General features: G+C 70.3%; 24 protein-coding genes and 1 pseudogene. 12 read left to right on the top strand and 13 right to left on the bottom strand.

All coding sequences use genetic code 11. The features are described from left to right. The first annotated feature begins 194 nt into the window (after positions 1 to 194). A complete protein-coding gene (locus ACLQ25_RS21650; RefSeq protein WP_425732623.1) occupies positions 195 to 1,160 on the top strand; it encodes a hypothetical protein in 966 nt (321 codons plus the stop codon). Between the two features lie 1,109 nt (positions 1,161 to 2,269). Continuing rightward, complete coding sequence (locus ACLQ25_RS21645) at positions 2,270 to 2,614, top strand: STAS domain-containing protein (protein ID WP_425732622.1); 345 nt, start codon at positions 2,270 to 2,272, stop codon at positions 2,612 to 2,614. 35 nt (positions 2,615 to 2,649) lie between these two features. On the opposite strand, the gene ACLQ25_RS21640 is transcribed toward ACLQ25_RS21645, so the two are convergent. The 7 genes from ACLQ25_RS21640 to ACLQ25_RS21610 form a co-directional block, all read right to left on the bottom strand. Continuing rightward, entirely contained in the window at positions 2,650 to 3,267 is a 618-nt protein-coding gene (locus ACLQ25_RS21640) for a GNAT family N-acetyltransferase (RefSeq protein ID WP_425732621.1), read from the bottom strand. An 18-nt stretch (positions 3,268 to 3,285) separates the two neighbouring features. Beyond that, a complete protein-coding gene (locus ACLQ25_RS21635) occupies positions 3,286 to 4,779 on the bottom strand; it encodes an APC family permease (protein ID WP_425732620.1) in 1,494 nt (497 codons plus the stop codon). Between the two features lie 62 nt (positions 4,780 to 4,841). After that, on the bottom strand, positions 4,842 to 5,573 hold the full coding sequence (locus ACLQ25_RS21630; RefSeq protein WP_425732619.1) for a GOLPH3/VPS74 family protein: 732 nt from the start codon (positions 5,571 to 5,573) through the stop codon (positions 4,842 to 4,844). Further along, entirely contained in the window at positions 5,570 to 5,794 is a 225-nt protein-coding gene (locus tag ACLQ25_RS21625; RefSeq protein ID WP_425732618.1) for a hypothetical protein, read from the bottom strand. The genes ACLQ25_RS21630 and ACLQ25_RS21625 overlap by 4 nt, the downstream gene beginning before the upstream one ends. A gap of 111 nt (positions 5,795 to 5,905) precedes the next feature. After that, positions 5,906 to 6,589 (bottom strand): class I SAM-dependent methyltransferase, encoded by a 684-nt coding sequence (locus ACLQ25_RS21620; protein ID WP_425732617.1) that lies wholly within the window; start codon positions 6,587 to 6,589, stop codon positions 5,906 to 5,908. A 4-nt stretch (positions 6,590 to 6,593) separates the two neighbouring features. Then, positions 6,594 to 6,962 carry a hypothetical protein gene (locus tag ACLQ25_RS21615; RefSeq protein WP_425732616.1) on the bottom strand — a complete coding sequence of 123 codons (369 nt, stop codon included), beginning with the start codon at positions 6,960 to 6,962 and terminating at the stop codon, positions 6,594 to 6,596. 132 nt (positions 6,963 to 7,094) lie between these two features. Continuing rightward, complete coding sequence (locus tag ACLQ25_RS21610) at positions 7,095 to 7,832, bottom strand: hypothetical protein (RefSeq protein ID WP_425732615.1); 738 nt, start codon at positions 7,830 to 7,832, stop codon at positions 7,095 to 7,097. 1,415 nt (positions 7,833 to 9,247) lie between these two features. On the opposite strand from ACLQ25_RS21610, the gene ACLQ25_RS21605 reads away from it, so the two are divergent. The 3 genes from ACLQ25_RS21605 (at position 9,248) to ACLQ25_RS21595 (ending at position 12,064) form a co-directional block, all read left to right on the top strand. Continuing rightward, complete coding sequence (locus tag ACLQ25_RS21605; RefSeq protein ID WP_425732614.1) at positions 9,248 to 10,243, top strand: hypothetical protein; 996 nt, start codon at positions 9,248 to 9,250, stop codon at positions 10,241 to 10,243. A gap of 33 nt (positions 10,244 to 10,276) precedes the next feature. Then, the gene (locus ACLQ25_RS21600; protein WP_425732613.1) at positions 10,277 to 10,834 is read left to right on the top strand and encodes a GNAT family N-acetyltransferase; all 558 of its coding nucleotides are present in this window, start codon (positions 10,277 to 10,279) and stop codon (positions 10,832 to 10,834) included. A gap of 483 nt (positions 10,835 to 11,317) precedes the next feature. Then, complete coding sequence (locus tag ACLQ25_RS21595) at positions 11,318 to 12,064, top strand: replication-relaxation family protein (RefSeq protein ID WP_425732612.1); 747 nt, start codon at positions 11,318 to 11,320, stop codon at positions 12,062 to 12,064. Positions 12,065 to 12,356: 292 nt separating this feature from the next. Here the strand turns inward: ACLQ25_RS21595 and ACLQ25_RS21590 are convergent, their stop codons facing one another. The 3 genes from ACLQ25_RS21590 to ACLQ25_RS21580 form a co-directional block, all read right to left on the bottom strand. After that, entirely contained in the window at positions 12,357 to 12,740 is a 384-nt protein-coding gene (locus ACLQ25_RS21590) for a DUF5956 family protein (RefSeq protein ID WP_425732611.1), read from the bottom strand. Positions 12,741 to 13,037: 297 nt separating this feature from the next. Then, positions 13,038 to 13,379 carry an STAS domain-containing protein gene (locus ACLQ25_RS21585; protein WP_425732610.1) on the bottom strand — a complete coding sequence of 114 codons (342 nt, stop codon included), beginning with the start codon at positions 13,377 to 13,379 and terminating at the stop codon, positions 13,038 to 13,040. After that, complete coding sequence (locus tag ACLQ25_RS21580; protein WP_425732609.1) at positions 13,376 to 13,822, bottom strand: ATP-binding protein; 447 nt, start codon at positions 13,820 to 13,822, stop codon at positions 13,376 to 13,378. Before ACLQ25_RS21580 ends, ACLQ25_RS21585 begins: the two co-directional genes overlap by 4 nt. A gap of 329 nt (positions 13,823 to 14,151) precedes the next feature. Between ACLQ25_RS21580 and ACLQ25_RS21575 the strand changes: the two genes are divergently transcribed. Next, positions 14,152 to 15,840 carry a replication-relaxation family protein gene (locus ACLQ25_RS21575; RefSeq protein WP_425732608.1) on the top strand — a complete coding sequence of 563 codons (1,689 nt, stop codon included), beginning with the start codon at positions 14,152 to 14,154 and terminating at the stop codon, positions 15,838 to 15,840. A 577-nt stretch (positions 15,841 to 16,417) separates the two neighbouring features. Then, complete coding sequence (locus ACLQ25_RS21570; protein WP_425732607.1) at positions 16,418 to 16,618, top strand: hypothetical protein; 201 nt, start codon at positions 16,418 to 16,420, stop codon at positions 16,616 to 16,618. Positions 16,619 to 16,875: 257 nt separating this feature from the next. Here the strand turns inward: ACLQ25_RS21570 and ACLQ25_RS21565 are convergent, their stop codons facing one another. Continuing rightward, positions 16,876 to 17,289 (bottom strand): STAS domain-containing protein, encoded by a 414-nt coding sequence (locus ACLQ25_RS21565; RefSeq protein ID WP_425732606.1) that lies wholly within the window; start codon positions 17,287 to 17,289, stop codon positions 16,876 to 16,878. Between the two features lie 523 nt (positions 17,290 to 17,812). On the opposite strand from ACLQ25_RS21565, the gene ACLQ25_RS21560 reads away from it, so the two are divergent. Continuing rightward, entirely contained in the window at positions 17,813 to 18,853 is a 1,041-nt protein-coding gene (locus tag ACLQ25_RS21560; protein WP_425732605.1) for an ice-binding family protein, read from the top strand. Positions 18,854 to 19,208: 355 nt separating this feature from the next. Here ACLQ25_RS21560 and ACLQ25_RS21555 read toward each other — a convergent pair whose 3' ends face one another. Beyond that, positions 19,209 to 20,765 carry a recombinase family protein gene (locus ACLQ25_RS21555; RefSeq protein WP_425732604.1) on the bottom strand — a complete coding sequence of 519 codons (1,557 nt, stop codon included), beginning with the start codon at positions 20,763 to 20,765 and terminating at the stop codon, positions 19,209 to 19,211. Between the two features lie 72 nt (positions 20,766 to 20,837). Between ACLQ25_RS21555 and ACLQ25_RS21550 the strand changes: the two are divergent. Both ACLQ25_RS21550 and ACLQ25_RS21545 read left to right on the top strand, forming a co-directional pair. Further along, positions 20,838 to 22,934: pseudogene (locus tag ACLQ25_RS21550) on the top strand (ATP-binding protein); the annotation flags it as partial. Positions 22,935 to 23,175: 241 nt separating this feature from the next. Then, positions 23,176 to 24,585, top strand: coding sequence for a class II fumarate hydratase (locus ACLQ25_RS21545; RefSeq protein ID WP_425732603.1), 1,410 nt, complete (start codon positions 23,176 to 23,178; stop codon positions 24,583 to 24,585). A 31-nt stretch (positions 24,586 to 24,616) separates the two neighbouring features. Here ACLQ25_RS21545 and ACLQ25_RS21540 read toward each other — a convergent pair whose 3' ends face one another. Further along, positions 24,617 to 24,910 carry a hypothetical protein gene (locus ACLQ25_RS21540; protein ID WP_425732602.1) on the bottom strand — a complete coding sequence of 98 codons (294 nt, stop codon included), beginning with the start codon at positions 24,908 to 24,910 and terminating at the stop codon, positions 24,617 to 24,619. 348 nt (positions 24,911 to 25,258) lie between these two features. Here ACLQ25_RS21540 and ACLQ25_RS21535 point away from each other — a divergent pair, with 348 nt between their 5' ends. Together ACLQ25_RS21535 and ACLQ25_RS21530 are read left to right on the top strand one after the other, a co-directional pair. After that, positions 25,259 to 26,071, top strand: coding sequence for a helix-turn-helix domain-containing protein (locus tag ACLQ25_RS21535; RefSeq protein WP_425732601.1), 813 nt, complete (start codon positions 25,259 to 25,261; stop codon positions 26,069 to 26,071). After that, positions 26,062 to 26,244, top strand: a complete 183-nt coding sequence (locus ACLQ25_RS21530) for a DUF397 domain-containing protein (RefSeq protein ID WP_425732600.1) — start codon at positions 26,062 to 26,064, stop codon at positions 26,242 to 26,244. The genes ACLQ25_RS21535 and ACLQ25_RS21530 overlap by 10 nt, the downstream gene beginning before the upstream one ends. Positions 26,245 to 26,351 lie beyond the last annotated feature (107 nt).

The raw sequence follows: 26,351 nt of genomic DNA, 5'->3' as shown, positions 1-26,351 counted from the left end.
TCGGATAAAGGCTGCGCGCTCCGCTGTGGACGTACAAATGATGCGTGGCTCGTGCGGCGACGATCGGGGCCCCGGTACACGTGACGGTGAATGTTGCGGCGGTCTGGCCCGGGCAATCCGTGGCGGCGTTGCGCGTTACGGTTACCAGCGGCCCTGCTTCGGCCAGACATCGCATCGAGAAGGGGTGGCCGGTCGTGACCGAGACGAAGGCAAGCCTGCCCGTGAGGTGGGATCTCGACAACGCCGGTGAGGCGTGGGAGCGGGGCCTGCAGAAGCTGTTCGCCCTGCTGGAGCAGCGCCCCGGCTGGCGGCGTGGGCAGGGCGGTTGGGATTTCGTGCCATCGATGCCGCCGGGCGCCAGTGGCGAACGGGGTTCCGTCACGCCGTGTGAGGCGACGGCGATCGATGATGACGGTTCGGTCTACCCGCCGTCGGTGCGGTACTACTACGACGAGGATGATTCGGAGCCGGCGCTGCGCACCGCGGCCGAGATCACCGGAATAGCGCATCCGCCGCTGAGCGGTGAGGTCAAATCGGTCACCTTCGACTCGACCGACGAGATCGTGGCGGCTCTCGACGAGATCGAGTCGTGGCGGTGGCCGGCCCGGCTCCCGGACCGTGACTTCAACGCAGGCCGTGGAGTTTCCTGGGAGCCAGGGCTCCCCTCCGACATCGACGAGTTGTCCGCGGTGCTGGCGGGCCGGCCCGGATGGCGGCGAGAGGAGGAGGCTCACGACGGCTTGAGCCTCGCGCAGCTGTGGCCTGCCTGGACGTACCTGCCCACGAGCCCTGAGGGCACCACAATCCGGCCCGACCAGTTCGACGGCGTGGGCTATCGAGTGTGGGCCCCGGTCGGCAGTTACCGCCACCTGCACTTTTTTGGCGCGGCGTCGCTGACCCTCGTGCTGACGCAGATCGAGTCGTGGCGTCGGGATCACCGCCCCCGATGGATCGACCGGGCCACGTCCCGGACGGCGGCTGCCTGTCCGCGGTGCGGCGTGGAGGCGGGCCAGGAATGCCACAGCGGGGGCGGCTTCGGGTACGTGATCCACAGCGACCGGCTCGCAGCCGACGCCATCGCCGTCACGGCCAGCGTCGCAGCGCCCCGGCCCGGTCAACGACCCCAAGGACGCCCCCGACGCAAGACCCGCAAGCGGTGAAGGAGCAGCGGCATCATGACCGATCAGAGAGATCGATCCTCACGTCTCGAGGGCACGCGATCATTTCGACAGGAGCTCGCCCCGCAGTTGGTCGAGCGGGCGAAGGCCGAGGGGTGTCGCTGGTCGGGCTGGGTGGGCTGGGTGATGTCGCCGGTAGTGCCGAGCCGGTGACAGCGCCAGAACGACAGCCAGTCCTGTGTCGCTGAGGGGCAGCGCCTTGATGCGCCGCTTTTGGACACGAACCGCTGACATCGCGTCCGTCGTTTCGACGACACACACCCTCGGGTGGTCGTGTGCAAACGGGGATCGTGTGACGATGAATTCTTCCCGACCGCTGAACGCCCGCCGTTCGATCCCTGCTGATGCTGAGGCAAGCGATATGCCTGACTCGCACGATCCCGTTACACCCTCCTGGTTGTGTCGTGGTTGCAGACAGGAGTGGCCCTGTCCCACTCGTCGTCGCCTGCTACTGCACGAGTACGAACGCGAGCCGGCGAACCTCTGCATCTACCTAGCCGCCTGCCTAGCCGAAGCGACCGCCGACCTCGTTGCCTCGCCCCGTGACCTGAGGCAACGGTTTCTCGGCTGGGTACAGAGTTCCCGCCAGCGCCCCGCCCGCGCCAGCTCCTGAGACCGCCTCACGTGACCCTCGGCCCGCTGCGACCTCGTACTGGGAGCGGTGTATTCCGAGCCGGCGCTGTCAGGATTGAGTGCATGCCCCGCTCGGGCGGGCGTAGCCCGTTTCACCCGGACGCTGACCATCTGAGCACTGGATCGCTGGAAGCGGCCATCGCCGATGCGCACCACCCTTACGATGGCGCTCGTGGACAGGCCACGCCGACGCGAGCACGGCTCCTACCTGCCGCCCGAGCTGCGTGACCAGGACATCGCGCCCGAGTAGCTGCTCGCCCAACCGTGCCAGGCATAAACGGGCAGGGGTGGGTGTCGATGCCCGACTCCGACGACGACATCGACCTCCCACCCCTCCCCGACTGAGCGTCTCGCCAGTCGCCATGCGGCGCCGGACCGCCTCGGAGAGTAATGTGCAGGTGCCACCCGACCTCTCGCCGCGACTGAAGCCCCTGCGACGGGGTGCGAAGCGAGGAACCATGAACGTGACGATCACCGCCAGCGGTGAGGGCATACTCGTACGGCTGCGCCTGACCGGCCAACTCGACGCCGCGACGAGCGGCCTCGTTCACGACGCCGTGCTCGCCGCGCTGCGCGGCGACACCGTCCAGCACGTCGACCTCGACATCGCCGGCCTGGCCCACTTCGACCCGGCCGCCACCAGCACGCTCGTGGCCTGCCACCGGGCCGTGTATGTGCGCGGCGGGACCCTGCGGCTGGTCAACATCCCACCCGCCGTCCGGCGGCAACTGTTCACCGCCGGACTACTCGGCCTGCTCGACGGCGACAACAGCACCGCGCGAGCCCCGACCCAACCTGTCTAGGCCTGCTGTGATCGCGCGTGCCGGCTAGCTCTGGGTCAGATGCCCGCCTGCTGCGAGGGTGTGGGTGGCCGCCACATGGGCCATAGGGTGGGGCCGTCGCCGGGTAGGACGATGGGTATTCGCAGGGTGTAGCCGAGGCGCAGGTACAGGTTGCGGTTGCGTTCGTTGCTGGCTTCCAAGTAGGCGGGCGTGTTGGTGCGGTCCAGCGTGGTGTGGTAGGCGGCGAGCAGGGCGCTGCCGATGCCGTGTCCCTGCCGCGTGGGGTCGACGGCGACGAAGGCGAGGTAGTGGTGCGCCTCGTGGGGGTGGGCGGCCTCGAAGGTGGCGTCGAGCAGGCTGAATCTGTGGGCGTAGATGCCGGTGGTCTGTGCGAGGTCGTAATCGCTGGATGAGGGCGGTGGCGGTTGGGTGCGGTCGTACCAGATGGCGACGGCGGACAGGTCGGTGGTGGTGGCGACGTGGCCGTGGTGCAGGCCGCGGTGCAGCATCAGCGCGAAGTACCGGTGGTAGATCGTCCGGCGGTGGGTGAGGTTGGGGATGAGCCAGTCGCCGATCGGGCCGGGCAGGAACGCCTCGGCGAGCACGGTGCTCAGCGCAGTGGCGTCGTCGTCGGTGGCGCGGCGAACGGTCACGGCGGGTGTGCTGGGTGGCATGGTCTCCTGGCCTGAGGGTTAGGCGGGTTGGCGGACGACGGGGTCGCGCAAGGGTGCGGCGACGCTGGCCGCGCCGAGGCCGATCGCCGCGTAGGCGTCCGGGCGCATGCCGCGTAGCAGCAGCGCCCAGGTGGCGCCGAGGATGCCGGCGACGGCGTATGCGGCGGGGAACGCCCAGCGCAGCGGGCTGGTGGCGTCGATGCCGAGGAGGGTGTCGAACTCCTGCAGGGTGACGGCGAGGATCGCGCCGAGGGTGAGGGTGGCCGCCAGCGGGGCGATCCACGTCCGCCAGGCGCTCTCGTCGTGGCCGGTGGTGGCGAAGAAGCCGATGACCGCGGCGGAGGTGACGGTCATGAGGATGAGCACGCCGAGTCCTCCGGTGACGGTGATCCAGAAGAACAGGTGCACGATCGGGTCCGCCCTGGCTAGTGCGTAGCCGGTGATCACCGCGAGGGCGAGGACGCTCTGGGTGAGCGAGCCGGCCTTCGGCGCGCCGGTGCGGCGGCTGGTGCGGGCCAGCACGGCGGGCAGCACGCGTTCACGGCCGAGGGCGAACAGGTAGCGGGCGACCGTGTGATGAAAGGAGAGCAGGGCGGCGAAGAGGCTGGTGATGAACAGGATCCGGCCGATCGTGACGATGGTGTCGCCCAGGTGCGGGGACACCAGGTTGAAGATGAGGTCGGTGCCGTCGGTCTGGGCGGCGGCGACGATCTGGTCGGGTCCGGTGGCGACGGACATGGCCCAGGCGGACAGGCCGTAGAGCAGGCCGGTAACTGCCACCGCGATGTAGGTCGCGCGCGCCACGGTCCGGCGAGGGTCTCTAGTCTCTTCGGAGAACACGACGGTGCCTTCGAAGCCGACGAATCCGGTAATCGCGGTGACCAGCGCCGCCCCGATGCCGGCGGCGAAGATGTGCGACGGGGCGAGAGTGTCGAAGGTGACGCCGGCGCCGTTGACGGGCCGGGTCACCATGACGGCGTCGAAGAGCAAGGCGACGGCGCACTCGGCGACGAGCATGACGGCCAGGACCTTGCCGTTGAGGTCGATGCGCAGGACCCCGAGAACCGCGACCACCGCCCAGCCTGCCAGGGCGCACGCCCACCAGGTCACGTCCCAGCCGTAGCGGGCTTGCAGGAACTGGGCCAGGACCGCGCCGAAGCCGCCGTAGAGGCCGATTTGCATCGCGTTGTATGCCAACAGCGCCACGAAAGCGGCGGCCACGCCGGTGGGCCGGCCGAGTCCCCGGGCGACGTAGGTGTAGAAAGCTCCCGCGTTGACGATGCGGCGGGACATCGCCACGTAGCCGACCGCGAACAGCGCCAGCACCACGGCGACGACGAGGTAGGCCACGGGGATGCCGGTCACGCCGGTGACCGCGTAGCCGGTGGTCGCGCCGCCCGCGACGACGGTCAGTGGCGCGGCGGCGGCGATGACGAAGAACACCACCGAGGGGATCCCGAGCCGGCCGCGCGCCAGCACGGCCGACACGGTGTCCGGTTGGTTGTGAGCCATGACGTCTCTTTCCATTGAGGGGGTAAGGGGTGGGTTAGCCGCCGCAGTTCGCGCGCGGCGGATTAGGTGCGGTGGGTCAGGACGCTGTTGCCGATCGCGGTGCCGAGATCGGCGAGCAGGTCGCGCAGCGCCGGCCAGGCCGCGTCGAGCAGGCCGCGCAGGTGCGCTCCGGTGGCGTAGGGCGCGCCGTCGAGGACGTACCGGTCCAGCCCGGTGTGCATCACCAGGCCAGCGAGGGCCAGGTCGAACGGGTCGAGTTGCTCGTAGCGGCGCAGCTTGTACGACAACCGGGCCCACGGCCACGCTGCGGCGTTGATGTCGGTGGGCACGTAGACGACGCTGCTGCGCCACAACCGCCGCACCTGCGTCGGCTGCACTTTTCCGGCCTGCCACAGCCGCTGCGCTACCTGCTCGGCGGCGGAGTCCGCGACGAAGGCCAGCCAGACCTGCGTGGCGGTGTGCTGCGACTCGGCTACGAGCCGGTCCAAGACCAGATGCTGCAGCGCGTCCGCCGGGGGGCGGCTGTCCCGCACCCGCAGTTGCCCGCGGTCGAAGGTCACCCTGCCCTCGTGGTGCAGTTCCAGTAGCAGCGCTGCGGCCAGGCCGAGACCGATGCCCGCATCGTGCAGGCGGGGTCGACCAGTCTGGTCATGGTGTGCGACGAGGAAGAACTCGTCGGCCAGCCGAACTGGCCGTGCCGGCACGGCGCTGATGACCTGCGTGGGCTGCTCGAACGTGTCCGGCTCCACATGTCGAGGAGGGCGCTGGTGAGCGGCGCCGTCGGGTGCGTTCACCGGGAGTTGCCTTCGGTGGTCGGCTTGTCGCCGGACGGGTTGTCGAGCAGAGCCCAGAAGGCGCGGTTCTCTTCGGCTACCTCGTCGGCCGGTTGATTGGCGTGAGCAGTCGGGTTGGCGAGCAGCCAGCCACCGTGGCGGCCGTAGCGGGTGGCGGAACCGAGCCCTACGGGATCGAAAGGTTCGTCACCTGCGGGTAGCAGCCACTTGGCGCGCCTCATCCGGAGGCCTCCTTCGATATGGGTAGGGTCCGGCAGGCGTGCAGAGAGTTGACCAGCCGAGCCGTGTGTGGGCAGAAACAGGCCCGCGGCGGGCGGCTTGGAGGCGGTGATTCAGGCATCGGAACCCCCTCCGGCCTTCTGGGCGCGGACGAGCAGGCAGCAGGTGTTGTCGCCGCCGGGTGTGTCGATGGAGTCGGCACTCAGGCATTGCAGGCCGGCAGCGGTGACGGCGGCCCTCCAGCCCTGCGGCCCTGACAGCCAGCGGGCGACGGGAGCCCAGCTTCCGTCAGCTAGCCGCATCAGGGTGCGGCGTGGGCCGAGCCAGCGCGGGTCGGGTACGGAGAACAGCAGCCGGCCGCCGGGGCGCAGGTGCTGCGCGATCAGCGGTAGGAGTTGCTCCGGTGGGCACAGGCCCACCGCGCCGAAGATGGAGAAGCAGACATCCAGCGGGCGTGTGTGGGTGAGGAAGGCGCGGGCGTCGGCGCAGTGGAAGTGGATCGGCAGGTGGCCCCAGCGGGTGAGCGCCCGACTGATCTGCAGCGGTGCGAGGTCCACCCCGACGCAGCGCGCGCCGCGTACCGCAAGCGGGGCCAGGTTGTCGCCGCTGCCGCAGCCGAGTTCGGCCACGGTCAGTCCGCTGACGTCGCCGAACAGCTCGGTGCCCGGGCCGTGCCCGGGATACTGGGTCCACTCGATCCGCCCGGGTGTCATCGGCCGGTCGTGCGGCAGCGCGAGGCGCGCCTGACGGTCCCATGCTCGCCGGTTGATCGCGGTGGAGGTGTTGGTGCTGCGCATGGGGCTACGCCTTGGTGACGTCGAGGCAGGCTTGGACGTTGCGCATTTTTTTGCCGAGGTTGACCAGGCTGCGGGCGGCGGCCTTGAGGTCTTTGGACGCGGCGCGCATCGCGGCCAGGTTCGCGGCGTCGGTGTGCGGGTTGGCCTTGACCCAGCGGTCGATGGTGCGGGCGACGTGTTCGGCCAGTTCGGCTTCCTTGGTCATGACGCTGCGGAAGTGGCCGGCGGACTCGGTCCAGTTCCACGGGTGGGGCTCGTGACCGGTGCCGGCGGTGTCGAGCTGGTAGTTGGTGTATTTCAGCGAGGTGCTGATGCCGTCGAGCATGTCGCGGACCGTCACGACCCGGCCGCTGGTGTCCCTGGCGATAGCCACTGCCACTCCTGGAAGTTCCTGGGGTGGCCGCGCGCGGCGCGGGGGATGCTGCGCGCGGCCACCGGTTCGGATGGGCGATGGCCGCGCGGGCAAGGTGAAGCGTTGGAGGGCGCCGCGCGGTCACCGGTTCTGTCAGGCCAGCGGGGCCAGGGTCCGCTCGATCCAGGGCACGCGCATGCCGGCCAGCTCGCGGCGCATCGTTTCGACGTCGGTGCCGAAGGGCACGACGCAGCCGCCGGACATGTTGGGAGCGCCCTGGCAGGCGTGAACCAGCCTGCCGCCGAGAGCCGCGTGCGCGAGGATGCTCTCGCGTCGCCGCGACTCGTTGAACCAGGTGCCGTGATACAGCTCGTCGAGCACTTCAGCGGTCGCCTTGTCCAGATCGTAGACGACCCGGGCGGCGGCGCACAGCATCCAGGCAGGGGACACGTTGCTGATGTGCCCGTCCAGCTCGACCCGGTTGAGCGCCATCAGGGTGCCGCACTCGCGCAGCATCCGCAGCGTCCCGTCGGGCACGAAGTCCAGGCCGGGATCCTGCAGGTGCTCCTCGCGGAACATGTAGGCGTACACGTCGTGCGCGGTGCGCAGCACCTCCGCCGGGTCGGTGGTGGAGTAGCCGTGCTCCTTGACGAAGTCCAGCACGAGCTGCTCGATGGTCAGGTCCTCGCTCTCCACGGCCGGGAGCAGCTCGTCGCGGACCCGCTGCCAGTCGCACAGCAGCCAGCTCGGGTTCTCGTAGCGGAAGAAGAACTCCTCCGGCCTGATGGTCAGCGTCGGTCCGTCGATGGTGATGCCGGGGATGCGCTCCCAGGTCTTGGTGAACGGCGTGGGCAGGTCGACCTTGATAAGGTCGGCAGTGGCTACCGTCATCGCGGGCAATTCCTCTCCAAGTGGGATATGACCGTTTGCGGTGGTCGGGCGGTCCTGTTGAGCTAGCCGGCTGGCAGGACCGTCGCTACGAGCGGCACTTGAGTGGCCTCGCGCTCACCTCCTCTTCGAATTCAGAACAGGCGTCGGCTCCGTGAGCCGCGCTGCCTGTACCGGGGCCGGCGAGACGCCGGCCACCGAGGTCGGCCGCTCGGCGCGCTGGCAGCCAGGACCGAGTGCGCGCTGGACGGCTCGGGCGATCAGCGGCTCGGCTCGGACAGGTAGGCCGCGCGAACGGCTCTCGCCCATCCCGCCGGCTCGCACGGAAACGAAGCGAGGCGGCCCCACAACACCAGACAGCCGGTACACCAGCCCTCCAGATTCGGCGTGTGCTGCCGCAACACCTCGGACACCGCGGTACGCATCCGCATATCCGCCGCGTCGCTGTTCACTGCCGCCTCCCGTCCGCAGCACCACGCCGTGCCGCGGCCACGTCCTGCTGGGCGTGCCAGTTACGCCGCGACTCGGACCAAGCGGCGGGCCGCCCGCCCGTGTTCGCGATGCGCCTGCCACCCGACTCAAGAGCATGCAGCCGCTGTCACGAAGCACCGAGCAGACAGCGGGACGATGGACGCTGGTCGGCGCGCCACTGGCATCCGAGGCGAATGCGATGCGCACCCGCCGCGACGCGACTGTCTGATCCACCTGCCCCACCCCTCCCTCTGTGGCATGCCCTGTCTCCGACCCGCCCCGTGCCCGCGGCACTTGCCGTGACACCGGGGAGCCGGTCGCCTAACGCGTTCGCGGCGCACGGCACGGTGCGTGGTGGTTCCGATGCGTTAGGTCTTGCATCGGAGTCTGGCGATGGGGACCATGCCGTTAGAAGCGCACGGCGGGGCCGGATCGCTGCCACTGCGCTGCCGTAAGGCGGACATCCTTCGGCCTTATCCCCTGGTGATGTGCGTAGGACTAGTTGCCGGGCCGGTCGCCGCCCTACCGTCATGACTAGATCCGTCCGGAAGGGGTCGGGGATGTCGCAGGAGAAACTCACGCTGCTCGCGGTCCTCATCGGCCGCGATGAGCGCACCCACACCGAGATCGTGGCCAGGTTCGAGCGGTGCGCGCGGGACAACGATGAAGATGCAACTCTTAGCGTTCGCACGCTGCGGCGTTGGATCGCCGGTGACGTGCAGACCGCGCCTCGGCCGTCGCAGCGACGAGTTGCCCGCCTGTTCTGGGGCTACCCGATGTCTGAACTGCTCGCGCCCGCCCCAGAACGGATCGTGCTGGCGTCACCCGAGGCCAGCGCGGTCATGACCGCGTACGCCGGCCACATGCCGGCTGCGGAACCGGCGGAACCACTCACATCAACGGACGAGCCAGGCCGCTCGTCGGACCCTCTAGAAAGGCAGGTTGCGATGGCATCGCGGCGCGCGGCACGGTTCGCGACATTTGCAGAGGTCGACAACGTTGGCCCGGAGGCGATCGCCCAACTGCGCGACGACGTCGTCCATCTCGCCAACGCCTACATCCACGACCCGCTGGCCTCGATCATGGGTGACCTCATCGATGAGCAGGAGACGGTCTTCCGGCTGCTGGAGGGCAGGCAGAAACCCGCACTCAGCCGCGACCTCTACCTGCTGGCCGGGGTGGTCTCCGGCCTGATCTCCAAGGCAAGCCAGGACCTCGGCCGCTTCCACGAGGCCATGACCCACGCCCGGACCCTGTACGTCTGCGCAGACAACGCCGATCACCAAGGACTGCGGGCGTGGGCCCGAGGACTGCAGAGCCTCATCGCCTACTGGGCGGGCCGCCCCCAGGAAGCGGTGCGGTTGGCGCAGAGCGGCGCCGAGTACGCCGCCAATGTCTCCGGCTCCGTCGCGTCCTGGCTGCCCGCGCTCGAAGCCCGCGCCTGGGCGTTGATGAACTCCACCGACGACGCCCGCCGCGCACTCACCCGAGCCGCCGACCACCGGGCCGGACACCAACCCGACGACCTCGACGCGATCGGCGGCCTGCTCGGCTTCCCACAGGCCAAACAGAACTACTACGCCGCCGGAACCTACGTCTGCCTCGACGGAGAGCACGAGCGCGCCCAGTCGGAGGCGTTGTCCGCGCTCGAACTGTTCGAGCAAGGCCGCCCCGAGGACCGGTCGTTCAGCGACGAGGCGGGAGCCCGCGCCGAACTCGCCCTCGCCCGCGTCAACGCCGGCCACGTCGACGGCGCCCAACAGGCACTCGCCCCCGTCCTCGCCCTCGAACCCGAGCGACGCATCGGCGGCATCCTCACCAGCGCCAGCCGGGTACACCAAGCCCTCCGCAGTCGACAACACGCCGGCTCACCAGCAGCCCGCGACCTGCGTGAGGAGATCGAGGCGTTCTGCCGCGTCCCGGCCGCTGCCCTCCCCGCCTAACCGACGCCAACCGGTCCGACTACCGTCATCATCGTGTTCCCCGTTGCGATCACCGGCCCGCGCCTCACCCTGCGTGAGTTCCGCGAGGATGACCTGGACGCTTCGATGGCGGTAGTCGGCGACCCGGAAGTCACCCGCTCGCTCAGCTTCGACGCCCGCAACCGAGCCGAGCAGGCTGAGCGGTTGGCTCAGGACATCACCCGGGCCCAGACAGCACCGCGACCGGACTATTACCTCGCCATCGCCAACGACACCGACGTGCTCGTCGGCTTCATTCGCATCGGACTCGCCCGTGACAAGAGCGGCGAACTCGGCTACGCCATCCGCCGCGAAGACTGGAACAAGGGCTACGCAACCGAGGCCGCCACGTTGATGCTCGACTTCGGCTTCAACACCCTCCACCTACACCGCATCCAGGCAGCATGCGGCCCAGACAACCATGCTTCCCAACGACTTCTCGCCAGGCTCGCCTTCACTCCCGAGGGCCGCATGAGAGATCACGTATTCACCAACGACGCCTGGCGAGACTCCCTCCTGTACTCCTTACTCGATCACGAGTGGAGGAGCCAGCGTCAAGCGCTCGGCCGATAACCGGCCGAATCGAGGTCACCCGATCCGACGTGGGCCTGTCAAACGACGGTGGACCCACATTAGGGTGTCCGGGTCGAGGCGGACCGCATTCGTCCCCCAACTCCGGGGCAGGTCCCGGCACGAGCCGCTGGGCGTGCGGCGTCGGCGTCAGGCATCAGGAATCGGGGCAGCGGGACCCGTCGCCGGGTCTTGGGGGTGCACGCTAAGTCGCTTTAGCCGTCTTTGTGCATCAGCCTTTCGGCTTATTCGGTGAACACCCGAGCCCTGGAAAGCGCTTTCTGATCAGTATTAGGTAGTGCGTAGTTAGTTTCGGAAGTGGATTCCCCGCGAGGCCGGCTGCCGGACTCGGAGCCCGGCCGATGGGGAGGGGGTGGCGGTGTGGCGCGGCGGTACGCGGTCGGGCCGCAGGAGAACTCGCTTCAGCCTCCGGCCCGGCGGTCCGGTGATGCTCAGCTGCATGGGTTGGGGCCGCGGCATTGGGCGGTGCTGTCGTTGTTGGCCGAGCACGGGGTGCTGCACACGGGGCAGGTCACGACGTTGCTGTTCGGCAGCCGTCCGGCCGCCGCGCGGCATCTGGGGGTGCTGGCGCGGGCGGGGCTGGTGTGGCGGTTCGTCCACGACGACGACCCGCGCCACGTGGCGTTCTACGAGTTGAGCGCGGCGGGGGCGGAGGCGTTGACGGCGCGGCTGCGCGAAGCGGGCCGGGCGGTGCCGGTGGCGTTGGGCCGGCCGGGTCCGGGCGAGTTCGTGGTCAACGAGTTCTTCGTCGGGCTGGTCGCCCATGCCAGCAAGGATCCGCGGTGTGAGTTGTTCCGGTGGCGCCGGGCGCTGGAGGCCGCCGTGTGGCTGCGGGAGCACGGCGTGGCGGAGGTGACGCCGAGCGCGTACGGGGTGTGGATCGAGGGCGGGCGGGCCGTGCGGTTCGTGCTGCACGTCGACCACAGCGTTGGAGCGGGTGCGCTGTCCGGGCTTGCTGCGCCGCCCCAGGCGGACGTCTTGGCGGGCTACCGGCGCGCGCCGCGAGGTGTCCCGGTTGCCGCGGTCCTGGTGCTGTGTCCGAGCGTGGAGCGTGAGATCGAGGTGTGTCGTGACGTGGCTGCCGCGCGGTTGCCGGTGACGGTCGGCACGGCGACCCTCGACCGGCTGTTCGACGCGTCCAGTGCCGCTGAGGCGATCTGGGCCGTGGTCGGGGGCGAGGGTCTGCGTCGGTTGGCGGAGGTCGGCCGGTAGCTGGCAGCGGGTGAGCAACCCGCTCCTCACCCGAACGAGTGACCGGCCTGCACATTAGCGGTGTGACCAACAGGAATCGATAAAGTCACCCCCGATGGAGCGGCGGGCACCCCAAGGGTCGGGGAGCTTCCTCAAAGCGCCCGCCGCTCCCATCAGTCGTCTCGAGGGGAGCCGGCTCGGCAGGTGGGGGTTCCTGCCGCCCGCTCGGGATGTGGTGACGGGGCGACGTGCCTCCGGGGCCGCCGCCCACAGCAGCGGGTCAGCCGTCGCCCCGTCGCCAACTCACCGCCGGCTACAGCCCCTTCAGGGCGGCGCGGATGGCGGGCACCGCTTCGGCGGGGTGGTGGTCGCGGGGCAGGTCCTTGACCGCCGCGTAGACCGCTTCATCGATGTCTGTGACGGTGATGTCGCCGGGTAGGCGTTGGAACCAGCGGTAGCCGGTCGGCCGCTGCGGCAGCCCCACGTCCCGCAGATACGAGTTCGCGGCCTCGTCGATGGTCGCTTGATCGTCGGCCGTGCGCGGCACGAAGAGCGTGCGCTTCGCGGTTCTGTCGATGACCGTCACCTCGACCTGATGGTGCCGGGTCTCGACGCACCGAGCCAGGGTGGCGGGGTCGGCGAGGTAGCCGAGCATCGCGTCCCAGCCCGATTCGCTCAGCTCCCAGAGGCCTGCCATCAGCAGTATCGATGGCGTCGCGGCGATCGGGAAGGCACGGCGGTGAACCGGGGAACGGCCTAGCCGTGTCCCAGGCGTTCGGTGCGGCGCTGGTATCGCTCATGATGCGCTCCCTCGACCAGCGTCTCGGAAGACAGGACGCTGGTCCTTCGCTGCGCCGCCGCGGAACGCCGGTCGGCCCGTCAAGCGTCACCCGGTCGCGGGACTCGTCCTCAGTGTCGTTAGGTGCCACGTCTTCGTCAGTAGCGGGAAGCGCTGTCATCCCCTTGCTCGGTGGTGGCCAGGTCGGTGAGCCGGTCAGGCGCGGGATGTCTGCGGGTTGTCGCGGCCGAGCAGCGGCAGGATGCCGGTGACGGTGAGGACGCGCTTAACCTGGCCGGTGGGGTGCAGCAGGGTCAGGGCGCCGCCGGCGAGAGCGGCGGCGTGGTGAGCTGAGACAAGCACGCTGATGACGGTGGAGTCGATGAAGGTCACGGCGGCCAGGTCGACGTCCACGCTCGGGGTGGCGGCGATGGTGGCAGTCAGCCGGTCGCGCAACTGCTCGACGCTGCTGAGGTCGAGTTCCCCGGCGAGAGTGACCAGGGTGCGGCCGTGGCGGGGTTGACTGTCCCATCGCCAGAGGTCCACGGGGCCGCTCATAGCGCTTCCGCTGGGCCGAGGGGGGCGCTGACCGTTGCGGTCAGCCCGTGCGGGGTGGTGTCCAGCGTGAGGCCGCCGGTGAGGTGGTGGGCGAGCCAGAGGCCGCGCTGGCCGGGAACGTTAGCGTTGGGCAGCGCGGGCACGTCGGCGCTCGTGCCGCCGCCGTGGTCACTGACCTGACAGGTCAGGCGTCCGGGCTGGCGGTGCAGGCGCAGCTCGCCGCTGCCGCCGCCGTGGCGGACGGCGTTGGTGACCAGCTCGTGCACGGCGAGCACGAAGTCCTCCCCTTCATCCCCGGCCAGGCCGGCGCGGGCGACCGCCGCCGTAAGGGTGTGTCGCACCTCGGGCACCAGCTCGGCGGTGAACGCCACGACCAGCAGCAGCACACCCTCGATGCTCGGCGGTGTGGGCGCCTGTCCGTAATCAGCCGATCCGCTGATCATGCGCGGAACATACCGCACCCGAGGAGCCACCGCCCTGCGACAGCCGTCCGAGTATGGGCCCGACCGCTGCTGTCCCTGCGCCTGACAGACGCGAGAGTCTGTCAGGCGGGGTTGAACAGCTCGGCGGTCAGGTTGGGTCAGGCGCTGACAGAGCCCCCTGCCTGGCGGAGGGGTTTGCGGATTGGTCTGGACCCGATCCGCAACCTGACAGGCCCTGAAGAGGCGGGTCGACGCCGAGTTTCGCCTGGTGGCGAGACCGGCGACTGACATATGTCATCTCTCCCCCGGGGAAGCGGATATCCGCGTAACAGCGCGAAAGGAGTGTGCTGATGCCGTCCGGAACGACTGACCGGCTGCGGGCCTCCGGCGGCCCCAGCGAACACCTTCTTGTCCTTCTCAACGATCACCGGGTGATGACCACTGACCAGCTCGCCCGTGCCACCGGGACCCCGGCGCGGACGGTGCTGTACCGGCTCGAGCAGCTGCGCACGGCCGGTCTGGTCGACTATGACCGGCCCGGCCGTCAGCGCGGCAGCGCGCCGCACCACTGGTGGTTGCGTCCCGCCGGAGCCCGCCTGGTCACCGGCACCTCCCCGGCGGACGGACGCCGCCCGTCGGCGTTGTTCAGCGCGCACGCGGCCACCATCACCGAGGTGTGGCTCGCCCTGCGCGAGCACGGCCCCTCCGCCGGTCTGACGCTGACAGGCTGGGCCACCGACCGGGCCGGCTGGCAGGAGTGGGAAGGCTCGGCCTCCCGGTGGGGTGGCACGAGCGTCAAGCGGCTCACCCCGGACGCCGTGTTGGAGGCGGTCCTGGGCGACGGGCAGGCGGTGGCGGCGTTCATCGAGGTCGACCTGGCGTCGATGACGCAGACCCAGCTGCGGGGCAAGCTGGACCGGTACCGGGCCTACGCCCGCGACGAGGCGTGGCGGCGCCGGTTCCCGTACTGCCCGCCGCTGCTGCTGCTGACCACGACCGACCATCGGGCGGTCACCTTCACCCGCAACGCCGCCCGCCACCTCGGCGAGAAAAGCCTGCCCGGCTATGGGCGGCGGCTGGTCGACGACTTCGACCTCATCGCCGCGCACGGCCGGCTCGTCGTCGCCGCGGCCGGTTGCGTCCGCGATCCGGCCCGCGCGGTCACCGAGCACGCCTGGACGCTGACCGACCCGGAAGCCGCCGAGGTCACCCTGACCGCGATCTGCACCGAACGCGCCACCACCGCCGCCGCCGCGCGGCCGGCCTACCACCGGCAAGAAGCCGAAGCCGACCGCCTGCAGCGCGACGAGACACTGCGGCGCCTCCGCGTCAACCCGCGTCCCCTGCTCCCGATGCTCGGCCCGGCCGCCGTCGACCTGACCAGCTACCTGCTCGACACCCACCACGACCCGACCGACCCGTTCACACCCCACCTCGACACTGACGCGACCCTGGACGCCCTCGCCGAGTGGTGGCGGCGCACCCCCCGCTCCAGCGGCGACACGCCCGCCCTGGCCGCCACTCTCACCCGCCTACACCAGCAGGCGTGGTCACACCAGGTCCGCCAGCTCGCCCGCCTCGCCGCCACCGGGGAGGACCGGCCCGCCTGGTACGCCGCCGCCGCAGACCTCGCCGGGCGGCGCCTGCTCACCCCCGCCGAGCACCACCGGCTTACCGACGCCGGCTCCCGTAACGAGGCGCAGGCGCAGGTGTGGCGCTACTGGCAGCCACCCAACCAGCGTGACGAGGCCACGGCACTGACCTACCCGCAGTGGCGTGACCAGCAAGTCACCGTCGAGTGGACCCACCTGTCCTGGTGGCACCGCCAACGCACCGACCGCACGGCACTCGCCGCCGCCTTCGACACCGAGCACCTCACCGCCTGCGCCCGCTGCGCGCTCACCATCCCCGCCACCGACACCGGCGACTGCCCCGGCTGCCACCACACCAAGCGCCTACCCCACGACCAACGCCACACCGTCACCCCACTGACCGACCTCATCGCGGCGCTGCTCGCCGCCACCACCAACAACCCCTGACCGCCGTGCGCACCCGCCTACACGCCCGCCAGGCGGCCCGCCGCGCGCAGTGCGCGCGGCAGCGCCCTCGCGTCGTCCGCCGTACAGCCCCGTGCGGACGGGCCAGCACGCACACCGATGCTCCACACCCGCCTGGCGATCCCCGCCGGGCCACATCGTCCCGTACCCCCGGCGCCGCCGGCACCGAGAGGCCACGGGAGCGCGGGCGGCAACGCCCCGCAGATCAACCACCACGACAGGAAGGACAAGGCGATGACCGCAGACGACCGCAACCCCGCGACCGTGACTGTGGAGGACGATGGCCACGAGCCAGCCCACGACACCTAACCCACGCCGTCGCCCACCAGGCGACCGGTCACCGGACACTGGCGTAGACGCGCCAGGCCGGGATCTCACCCCCGCCTACCAGCCGCCCGGCCAGCCCAACGCACGGGGGACGTTACCGCTGGCCACCCACCCGCCCCGTATCCGGGCAACAGCCCGGATCACACCCCGACCCGCCCCGCCCGCAGAAGCCGGCCATCCGCAGCCGGCCACCGAGCAGACCTCTACGGGGCCGCCGGAGGTGCAGGCGCTGATGCGGGCGCGCCTCGCGGCGATGGCCGCGCCTCGCGACTCCGACGACCCGGAACTGGCGGCGCTGCGGGCCGTGCTGCGCGACGAGGCGCTCATGGCCCACGTGACAGCGAACGTGGACCGGTGGCCGCCGCTGACCGACGCGCAACGCGCCACCGTGGCCGCGCTGCTCGGCCGACGTCGACAATCACCGCCCCGCTGAATACCGCCGTACCCGGAAGGGGGTGCCCCATCCCGGGGCATCCCCTGCTGTCAAATTTCGGCACCGCTACGCCGTACGGTGGCGCGGCAGGCGGTGACGACCGCGCTGGCCGCGTGGGGGTTGCTCGATGGTGAAATGGGTGCACGTGCGACGGTGGACGGGGTCTGGGCGTCATCGAGGCCCTGTCGCAGGCGTGGGCGTGGGCGTGCAGGAGCATCACGGTGGCAAGCGCGTCTGCCGCCGCCCTCGCCGTGCGGCTAACTTCCGGCGTGGTCGGTCCTCGGGTCAGGTTGGACCTGCTGCGGCAGCGGCGAGGGCGAGGAGACGTCCGGTGCGGGCGGTGGCACGGCTGCCGCAGCGTCGGAGGCAGCGAGCAGGCCGAGTAGTCCGGCGGCGAAGTGCTGCCGGCGGACCTGGGGTGAGATGTTGACCAGGCGCAGGTCTCCGCCGCGCACGTGCACGGCCCGGTGGCAGGCCACCAGGGTGCTGGTGGCGGCGGGGTCGAAGCGGGCCAGGCCGGTGAGGTCGAGGTCGACGTGCCCGACCGCTTGGATTCGCAGCGCTGCGAGCACCTCGTCGTGCACGAGCCCGGCCGTCGCCGCGCCGAGACGGCCGTACAGGTGCAGGCACGCCCGGGGGCCGCTGCGGACGGCGGTGATTGTCAGGTCCATGTGTCCCGGCTTCGGAAGGTAACAGGGCGAGCAATCGCCTCGGGGTCTTGTCGACCGTACGTTGCCCGCCTACCCGGCGACGGTCATTCGACCACGACCGGCCCTCGGTCCCGCGGCCTTCGGGCGCGGTGGGAGCGGGAAGCGGTGAAGAGAGGCCGGCGAGCGGACGCACCCGGCCGGCCTCCCACGGCTCGGCAACGCTCATCCACCGTCGTCAAGACCGCCGGCCAAGCGGCTCCCCACCGCAGCGGTCATCCCCGCGCCAGCGTGGGTCGGAACTCCTAGACAAACACTTCTCCTGGGTATCCGGTTGTCGTGAGGCCGTTCTGGTCGTCCAGCTCAGACACCCCGATTCGCCGTGCGCCGGATCCACATCCGACGACTAGGCGGGTTCCAGGAGTTTCACCCCTTCGTGGCCTTAAATATGCAAAAGTCCGTTTAAGGATATTCGTCCGTCGGTGTGATCTCCAGGCCGCCGTCGTGGCGGCATATGCCGGAGACGCACCCATGAGAGGGCCACATCGTGACAACCACTGCACTTCGTCTTCGAGGCGCGGCACTGCCCGTGCTCGCGGCCGTCGCGGCCGCCGTCGCGGCGGTCGCCGTGCTCATCTTCACCGGAACCGGTGCCAGCGCTCAGCCAGCGCCGGTCGGCCTGGGGACGGCGGCGAACTTCTCCGTGCTGGCCGGCTCCACCGTCACCAACACCGGCCCGAGCTTCCTGGCGCAGAGCCTCGGCGTCCATCCCGGCAACACCGCGCCGGGCTTCCCACCGGGGATCGTCGCCGGGGAGATCCACCTCGGCGACGCCGTCGCCCTCCAAGCCAAGAACGACCTGACCACCGCCTACAACGACGCCGCCGGCCGGACCCCGTTCACCAACCTCCCCGCCGAACTCGGCGGATCCACCCTCACCCCCGGGGTGTACCGGATCGGCGCCGCACAACTGACCGGCACCCTGACCCTCGACAGCCAGGGCGACCCGGCGGCGGTGTTCATCTTCCAGATCGCCTCCACCCTCATCACCGCCTCCAACAGCAGCGTGGTGTTCATCAACGGCGCTACGCCCTGCAACGTCGGCTGGCAGGTGGGCAGCTCGGCCACGATCGGCACCGGCACCCGGTTCGTGGGCAACATCCTGGCCCAGACCTCGATCACCATGAACACCGGCGCAACCCTCCAAGGCCGCGCCCTGGCACAGACCGGCGCTGTCACCCTCGACACCAACACCATCACCGCACCCGTCTGCCTCCAGCCCACCGGAACCCCAACAACCACGCCCACCGCGACGCCGACCGCCACGCCCACGGCCACGCCCACGGCCACGCCGACCGCGACGCCCACGGCCACGCCCACGGCCACGGCCACACCGACAGGTGCTCCGACCGTTCAGCCCACCGGAACTCCTACCGCACTGCCGACTTCCACCCGTACGGAGCTGCCGGTGACCGGCGGCAGCGGCGGTAGCACGCTGGTACCCGTCCTGACGGGCCTCGGCAGCATCGCCGTCGCCACTGGCACAGCATTGCTTCTCTACAACCGCCGCAGGACCTCGCAGTCCTGATCGGGCAGGCCCCGGCGGCCGGCCACGGCCGCCGGGGCACAAAGCTCTGTACACGAGTCCCGTTGCTGGCGACCACCGTCGCGACGCGTCACACCCACGCCAAGCAGGAACTGATGCTCGTCGGCCGACAGCTGGCACATCATCTGCTACCGAGCCGTGCACCAGACGCACCAGAGCCCGGCCGACCACCCACCCGGCTGCAGTGCAGCCCGTTCGGTGATGCCGAAATGGTCGGCGACAGCGAACCTGACCGGCGGCAACCAACCACGACGTCACCCACCTCATTCCCTTGGTCGACAAGTTTCCCCAGGTCAGGGCATTCGCGCGGCAGGCGCCGGCATCGAGTGGAGCGGATCTACGCCGACCGCGCGGGTGAGCCGAGTGTGTGCTTCGGTCCGATGTGCAACGTGGCCAGGTCGAACCCGCGTCCCTTGCGCTGGGTGCGCAGGATCGTCACGGTCATCAGCCGGTCGATCACGACGCGCTTGTCGGCCAACGGCGCGTCCCGCCACGCCTTCACCGGGTCCGGCGCGTTCACCAACGGCGCCAACGGGTCGCTACCGACGTTCGCGTGCAACTGCTCGTCGATCTCCGCGATCATCGCAGCGGCCTCCCGCCGGGCCTCGCGCGCGTACTCCCGCGTCTCCAACCCCCGCAACTCGTCGGCGAGGATCCGCTTCAACCGCTGCCCGATCGCCGCCCGCTGCGCCCGCAGCCCTTCTACGCCGACCTCCGGGGCCGGCTCGGTCAGCAACTCGAACGCACGCGGATGCGTCAACGCGTACACCACGTGCGCGAACACCGCCGCGTCCACATGCGCCTGGTTGCGGGTCAGGTGGTTGTGCTTCCGGCACTTGTAGCGCGGTGCCCGCCCGCCGAGGGTGACCTGAACCGTCACCGGCCGCCCCCTGTCCACACCGGGCGGGGTGCACACCCCGCACCGGTAGATGCCCGTGCCCACCCAGCGCGGAGCCGCCCCAGGGCCGCTGCGCCGCGACGGATCGGTCAACAGGTCCCGCACAGCGAAGAACACCTCCGGACCGATGATCGGCTTCCACGGCGCGGTCACACCCTCCAGGATCTTCCCGTCGTACACCATGAAACCCGCGTTACGCGGGCGCAACAGGATGTCCCGCAACCCCTCAGCCGACCACGGCACGCCCGTCACCGTCGGCATCCCCCTCTCCCGCAACTCGGCCGCCAGGGACCGCAAAGTGGCCCCCTCCAACAACCGCTCCGCACAGTCCGCGATCACGTCCGCCTCGGCCTCGACCCGGGTGATCCCCGCCAGGCAGTCCCGGCCACCGTGCCACCGGCATACATACCCTGCCGGGTCACCGGTGCCCACCTCCGGCGGGCCGCCGCAGAACCCGAACGGCCGCCGCCCGCCACCCCACTCCCCGTTGATGGCCTGCCGCAGGCGGGCCGCGCTCACCCGACGTGAGGTGTCCCGGCTGGCCTTGTTCGCCATCGTCACCATCACCCGTGCCAGGGTGATCTCCGAATCCGTCCCGCCATCGGTGAACCGCAGCGAACCCGACAGCGACTGCGCGTTGGCTGCCTTCTCCTGAACGATGTCGATCAGGTCCTCCAAGTCCCGAGGATCACGCACCGTCCGGTCCAAGTCCACCGCCAACACCGCCTGAGACCGGCCGTGCCGCAACCTGTCCAACAACCGGGTGAACCCCGGCCGGATCACCCGCAACACCGTCGTCCCGTCCGCCAACCTCACCTTCTTACGCTTGAACGCCGAGGCGGGTTTCGGCTTGCCGTTGACCATGTCGTTCTCCACGATTACCTCACCCACCGTCCACCCGAGACGACCCGCACGCTCGACCAGCAACCGCTCGTGCTCCACGAGCCCCTTGCTCTCACCATCGCTGTTCAAGTCCTCGACCCGCAGGTCAGACAAGCGAAGGTAAAGATCGGCTACAACAGCAGGAGGAACAACCATGCCCATACATCGACTATGTGCTAGAAACCGGGTTCCGGCAAGACCACGCTGGCGGTGCACGTCGCGACTGTCCTCGCGGAGAGCTATCCGGACGCTCAGCTCTACATCGACCTGCACGGGCACAGCGAGCGCACCCCGTTGACGCCGTCGGCGGCGGTGGCAACCCTGCTACGGCAGCTCGGTGTTCCCGCCGACCGGGTGCCGACGACCCAGGACGACCGGTTGGCGCTCTGGCGCACCGAGCTGGCCGGTCGGCGGGCCCTGCTGGTGCTGGACAACGCCGCCACGGCTGGACAGGTGACGCCGCTGCTGCCCAACGGCTCGCACTGCCTGGTCCTGGTCACCAGCCGTCGCCGGCTGGTCGGCGTGGACGAGGGACGGCCCCTGTCACTGCCGGTGCTCGACCGGGACGAGGCGGTCGAACTGCTCGGGCACGTGGTCGGCTCCGACCGGGTTGCCGCCGAGCCGGAGGCGGCAGCCGAGATGGTGCGGCGCTGCGGTCACCTGCCACTTGCGATCCGGCTGGCCGGCGCTCGCCTGGCCCATCGGCCCCGCTGGCGCATCGCCGACCTCGCGGAACGGCTGTCGAGTCGACCCGACCCGCTGACCGAGCTTGAGGCGGGCGACCGGTCCGTGGGCCGCGCCTTCGCCCTGTCGTACGCCCAGGTGTCGCCGTCGGCGCAGCGTGCGTTCCGGCTGCTGGGCCTGCACCCGGGGGTACGGTTCGACACCTCGGTCGCCGCCGTCCTCGCCGAGTTGTCCCTTGCCGGCGCGCAGGACCTGCTGGACGAGCTGGTCGACGCGCACCTGGTGGAGGAGGTGCAGCCGGGTCGGTACCGGTTGCACGACCTCGTCCGCGAGTACGCACGGACCTTGATGGCCGACCCGGACCGGGCGGTGGAGCGCCGGGATGGCGTCGAGCGTCTCCTCGATCATCATCTGCAGGTCGCCCTCGCGATCGCCCGCAAGCGCGAACTCTCCGCCTCTCGTCCGCAGCTCGTGGTGGCCGGGCCGCTCCGCGCCGACCTGGCCGCGAGCGTCACCGAGCAGGGCGGAGCCTGGGTCGACGAGAACGTGGCCCTGTGGCCCGCCCTGGTCCGCCTGGCCGAGACGGAGGGGTTCCTGCACTACTGCTGGCAGTTGACCAGGGCGTGCTGGTACGCCCAGTTCGAGAGCGGCCGTCTCGACGAGCTGATCGAGACGCACTCCGTCGGACTGCGCGCCGCGGAGGAGCTGGGTGACGAGCGGGCGACGGCGACGCTGCTCAACTATCTCGCCTCGGCCCACTACCGGCTGGGCGACTTTCCCGAGTCGATCCGGGTGACGGAGATGTCGCTCGACATCTTCCGCCGGCTCGGTCTGCGTCGCGAAATCCGCAACACCCTCGTCAATCTGGGTACCTCGTACGCCGCCAACTTCGAGTTCCAGCGGGCCCGGGATGCCTACGAGGCTTCCCGGGCGATGGCGACGCGGATGCCTGACAATGACGCGCTGGCGAACGAACTCAACAACCTGTCGATGAGCCTGCTGCTGTGGGGTCGGCTCGACGAGGCGGTGTTCACGGCCCGCAAGCACCTGATCGTCGCCCGCGAGATCGGCGACCCGCGCCGCATCGCCAACGCCATCGGGCACCTCGGGATGGCCCGGCACCGGATGGGTGACGTGGGTCCGGCCGGCCGGCTGCTGCGGGCGGCGCTGCGCCTGAAGCGGCAGGTGGGTGCCCGGTTCGGCGAGGGTGAGGTGTTGAACGAGATCGGGATGATGGAACGCGAGGCCGGCCGTCCGGAACGGGCCGCCGACCTGCACCGCTCGGCGCTCGTCGCAATGACCGAAGTGGGTGACCGCGTCGCCCAGTGCGGCTCGCGCAACCTGTTGGCCTGGGCCATCCTGGCCCAGGGGGACGTGACCAGTGCCCTCGATCTGTACCGCCGGGTGCTCGCCGACGCGACCGGGTTGGGCGCCCGCTACGAGCAGGGCCGGGCGCTGGAGGGCATCGGCCGGTGCCTGCTGACGACCGATCCGGCGGCGGCCCGCGCACACCTGACCCGGGCGCTGTCCCTGTACCGGCAGATCGACGTGCCGGACCGGCACGGGGTGGAGCGACTGCTCGCCATCGACCCTCACTGATCGGTCGGTGACGCGACGAGGCGCCAGGCTTCCGCCTGGCGCCTCGTCCGTCGGTAGCACCTCCACCGACATCGGTACGCCCGCCCGCTGGGGGGTGGGACGGTCGCACCGCCCCCGTCGGATGTCGTCACCGGCAACCTGGAACAAGTCTGCGGTGCACCACACTCGATCCGCTCTCAGATCACTATCACCGGACCGCGTCGTGACGGATCATCTGCGGTTCACCCGTGGGCGCGGCAGGATGGTACGCGTGACGACTCCAGAGGCGACCGGTTACCGGATCGAACGCGACTCGATGGGCGAGGTGGAGGTGCCCGCCGAGGCGCTGTGGCGGGCGCAGACCCAGCGCGCGGTGCAGAACTTTCCGATCTCCGGCCGGGGCATCGAACCCGCCCAGATCAAGGCACTGGCCCAGATCAAGGGCGCGGCGGCCGAGGTCAACGGCGAGCTTGGCGTGATCGACGCCAACGTGGCCGCCTCGATCGCCGCCGCTGCCGCGCATGTGGCCGACGGTGGGTACGACGACCAGTTCCCGGTCGACGTCTTCCAGACCGGCTCCGGAACGTCGTCCAACATGAACGCCAACGAGGTGATCGCGACCCTGGCGAGCCGGGAGCTGGGCTCTCCGGTGCACCCGAACGACCACGTCAACGCGTCCCAGTCCAGCAACGACGTGTTCCCCTCCTCGATCCACCTGGCGGCCACCCAGTTCATCGCGGAGGACCTGCTGCCGTCGCTGGCCCACCTCGCCGAGGCGCTGGAGGCCAAGGCTGCCGAGTTCGAGACGGTGGTGAAGGCGGGGCGTACGCACCTGATGGACGCCACGCCGGTCACCCTCGGGCAGGAGTTCGGCGGGTACGCCGCCCAGGTCCGCTACGGCATCGAGCGGTTGGAGGGCTCGCTGCCCCGGCTGGCCGAACTGCCACTGGGCGGTACCGCCGTGGGCACCGGGATCAACACGCCGCTGGGCTTCGCCGCCGCCGTGATCGGCAAGCTGCGCGAGTCGACCGGGCTGCCGCTGTCGGAGGCCCGTAACCACTTCGAGGCGCAGGGCGCCCGCGACGCCCTGGTGGAGACCTCCGGGCAGCTCCGCACCATCGCGGTTGGCCTCTACAAGGTCGCGAACGACATCCGCTGGATGGGCTCCGGCCCCCGGGCCGGCCTGCGGGAGCTGCGCATCCCCGACCTTCAGCCCGGGTCGTCGATCATGCCGGGCAAGGTCAACCCGGTGGTCGCCGAGGCGATGCGGCAGGTCTGCGCCCAGGTCATCGGCAACGACGCGACAGTCGGGTTCGCCGGCTCTCAGGGCGACTTCGAGCTGAACGTCATGCTCCCGGTGATGGGCCGCAACCTGCTGGAGTCGATCCGGCTGCTGGCCGCCGCGAGTCGGCTGTTCGCCGACCGTCTGGTGGCCGGCCTGGTCGCGGACGCCGAGGTCTGTCTGGCGTACGCCGAGGGCTCACCGTCGATCGTCACCCCGCTGAACCGCTACCTCGGGTACGACGAGGCCGCCTCCATCGCCAAGGAGGCGCTGGCGAAGCAGGCGTCGATCCGCGAGGTCGTCATCTCCCGAGGGCACGTCGACTCCGGCAAGCTCACCGAGACCCAGCTCGACGAGACGCTGGACCTGCTCCGGATGACCCACCCCTGACCGGTTGCCGGGTGACTCCTCGCCGAACAGCTCAGGGCGGGTCGCCGCGCGGTGCCGCCCAGGCGAGGAACCGCGTGTAGAGGGCCTTCGGGTCCGGGCCGTCGTGCGGGTTGAGCCGGTACAGGTCGGCAGCCGCGTCGTGCAGGACCGTGCACAGGTAGATGCTCAGAGCGATCCGGTCGTGGGCGTACTCCTGGCGCAGGGCGAGTCGGGCCACCGGGCACGGCCACGGCGCGGCGCAGACCCGGCACAGCCACAACGGCCGCAACGGCAGGTGCGGTCGACGGGGTACGGCCGCGCGGTCCTCCGAGACGGTCCGGGACATGGTGTGGGGGTCCTTTCGAGCTGAATCGTCTGCGACATCACCCCCGCACCCGATCAAGATCGTGCTCGATCCTGGATGTAGTGGTCTCGGCAGGCTCGCAAGGCCACTGTTTCCACGATCGAGCGCGATCTTGCGGGGTGGGACCGCCCGGCACGGGGGTTCGGGCGGTCCCGGGCGATGCCGCTGAGCCCGGGGGATGGGGAGCGGCGTCGCACTTCACAGTCTGGTGATCGGACGACTACGGTCGGAAGGGTTTGGCCGACCTGTCGTGGCTGCCCTGTTTCCGGGCGGTGCCGGCTCTGTTGGCCGTTTGGAGTTGATCGCCGGCGGGTTGGAGAGTGGTCGGGCATGGCCGATGGGCAGATGACGGCGGCGGCGTTTCTGGTCGCGGAGCTGCGCCGGGCGCGGACCCGCCGAGGCTGGAGCCAGGACGAGTTGGCCAAGGCGGTCAACTACTCGCCGTCGATGGTGAGCGCGATCGAGTTGGGCCAGCAGCCGCCCACCGCGAAGTACCTGGAACTCCTCGACCGCGCCCTGGACACCGGCGGCCTCTTCAGCCGCATGTCCACCGAGTTGGTCAGCCTGGACCGTGCGCAACCCTGGCTGCGAGGCTGGCAGACGATCTTTGCGCAGGCGCGCGCGGTCCGGTGGTACGAGCCCTGTTACGTGCCGGGGCTGTTTCAGACCGAGGCCTACGCCCGGGCGGTCTTCGAGGCGGGCAACCTGCTCGTCCCCGAGGAGGTCGACCGGCGGCTGGTCGACCGGATGAACCGGCAGGACGTGTTGCGCGGCGAGAGTGCGCCGCAGATGGTGGTGGTGCTGGACGAGGCGGTGCTGCGACGACGGGTCGGCGGGCGGAAGGCGATGCGCGACCAGGCCCTGCACCTGGCCAGCATCGCCACGTCGCACCCACGAGTCCGGCTACACGTGGTGCCGCGCTCCGCCGAGGAGTATCCGGGGCTCGGTGGGCAGTTCGCGCTCGCCGCCCTGCCCGACGGCACGGAAGTGGCCTACCTGGAGTGCCAGGTTCGCGGTCAGGAACTGGACCAGCCCAAGGATCTGCGGCGGTTGCAGCGGGTCTGGGAGGCTACCCTGGGCGAAGCCCTGCCCCCGCAGGCGTCGATCGAGTTGATCAGCGAGGTGGCCGAGTCGTGGAGCTGACCGAGGCACGCTGGCGCAAGAGCAGCCGCAGTAACCAGGACAACTGGTGCGTCGAGGTGGCTACGAATCTGGGGGGCGTGGTCGGGGTGCGAGACAGTAAGGACTCGGACGGGCCCGTGCTGGTGGTCGACGCGTACTCCTGGCGGCTCTTCGTGGTCGCGCCCCCGCACTGACGTGACGGCCCTGCCCGCGACGGTGGTCGCGGGGTTTCCTGCGCAACTTCGGGGAAACTGCTGCTTCCGCGCGGCGTGAGGCAGCAGCTTCCCCGAAGTTGCGCGGA

The sequence above is a fragment of the Micromonospora sp. DT44 genome (assembly GCF_049841635.1).
Lineage (GTDB): Bacteria > Actinomycetota > Actinomycetes > Mycobacteriales > Micromonosporaceae > Micromonospora.
The sequence above is the reverse complement of the archived record's forward strand: the minus strand, read 5'-3'. Positions and strand labels throughout refer to the sequence as shown.

Coding starts and splice junctions, on each gene's coding strand:
- ACLQ25_RS21645 (WP_425732622.1), top strand. CDS start 2,270: ATGAACGTGACGATCACCGCCAGCGGTGAGGGCATACTCGTACGGCTG.
- ACLQ25_RS21640 (WP_425732621.1), bottom strand. CDS start 3,267: ATGCCACCCAGCACACCCGCCGTGACCGTTCGCCGCGCCACCGACGAC.
- ACLQ25_RS21635 (WP_425732620.1), bottom strand. CDS start 4,779: ATGGCTCACAACCAACCGGACACCGTGTCGGCCGTGCTGGCGCGCGGC.
- ACLQ25_RS21625 (WP_425732618.1), bottom strand. CDS start 5,794: ATGAGGCGCGCCAAGTGGCTGCTACCCGCAGGTGACGAACCTTTCGAT.
- ACLQ25_RS21620 (WP_425732617.1), bottom strand. CDS start 6,589: ATGCGCAGCACCAACACCTCCACCGCGATCAACCGGCGAGCATGGGAC.
- ACLQ25_RS21610 (WP_425732615.1), bottom strand. CDS start 7,832: ATGACGGTAGCCACTGCCGACCTTATCAAGGTCGACCTGCCCACGCCG.
- ACLQ25_RS21605 (WP_425732614.1), top strand. CDS start 9,248: ATGGCATCGCGGCGCGCGGCACGGTTCGCGACATTTGCAGAGGTCGAC.
- ACLQ25_RS21590 (WP_425732611.1), bottom strand. CDS start 12,740: ATGGCAGGCCTCTGGGAGCTGAGCGAATCGGGCTGGGACGCGATGCTC.
- ACLQ25_RS21585 (WP_425732610.1), bottom strand. CDS start 13,379: ATGAGCGGCCCCGTGGACCTCTGGCGATGGGACAGTCAACCCCGCCAC.
- ACLQ25_RS21580 (WP_425732609.1), bottom strand. CDS start 13,822: ATGATCAGCGGATCGGCTGATTACGGACAGGCGCCCACACCGCCGAGC.
- ACLQ25_RS21575 (WP_425732608.1), top strand. CDS start 14,152: ATGCCGTCCGGAACGACTGACCGGCTGCGGGCCTCCGGCGGCCCCAGC.
- ACLQ25_RS21570 (WP_425732607.1), top strand. CDS start 16,418: ATGCGGGCGCGCCTCGCGGCGATGGCCGCGCCTCGCGACTCCGACGAC.
- ACLQ25_RS21565 (WP_425732606.1), bottom strand. CDS start 17,289: ATGGACCTGACAATCACCGCCGTCCGCAGCGGCCCCCGGGCGTGCCTG.
- ACLQ25_RS21545 (WP_425732603.1), top strand. CDS start 23,176: ATGGTACGCGTGACGACTCCAGAGGCGACCGGTTACCGGATCGAACGC.
- ACLQ25_RS21540 (WP_425732602.1), bottom strand. CDS start 24,910: ATGTCCCGGACCGTCTCGGAGGACCGCGCGGCCGTACCCCGTCGACCG.
- ACLQ25_RS21535 (WP_425732601.1), top strand. CDS start 25,259: ATGGCCGATGGGCAGATGACGGCGGCGGCGTTTCTGGTCGCGGAGCTG.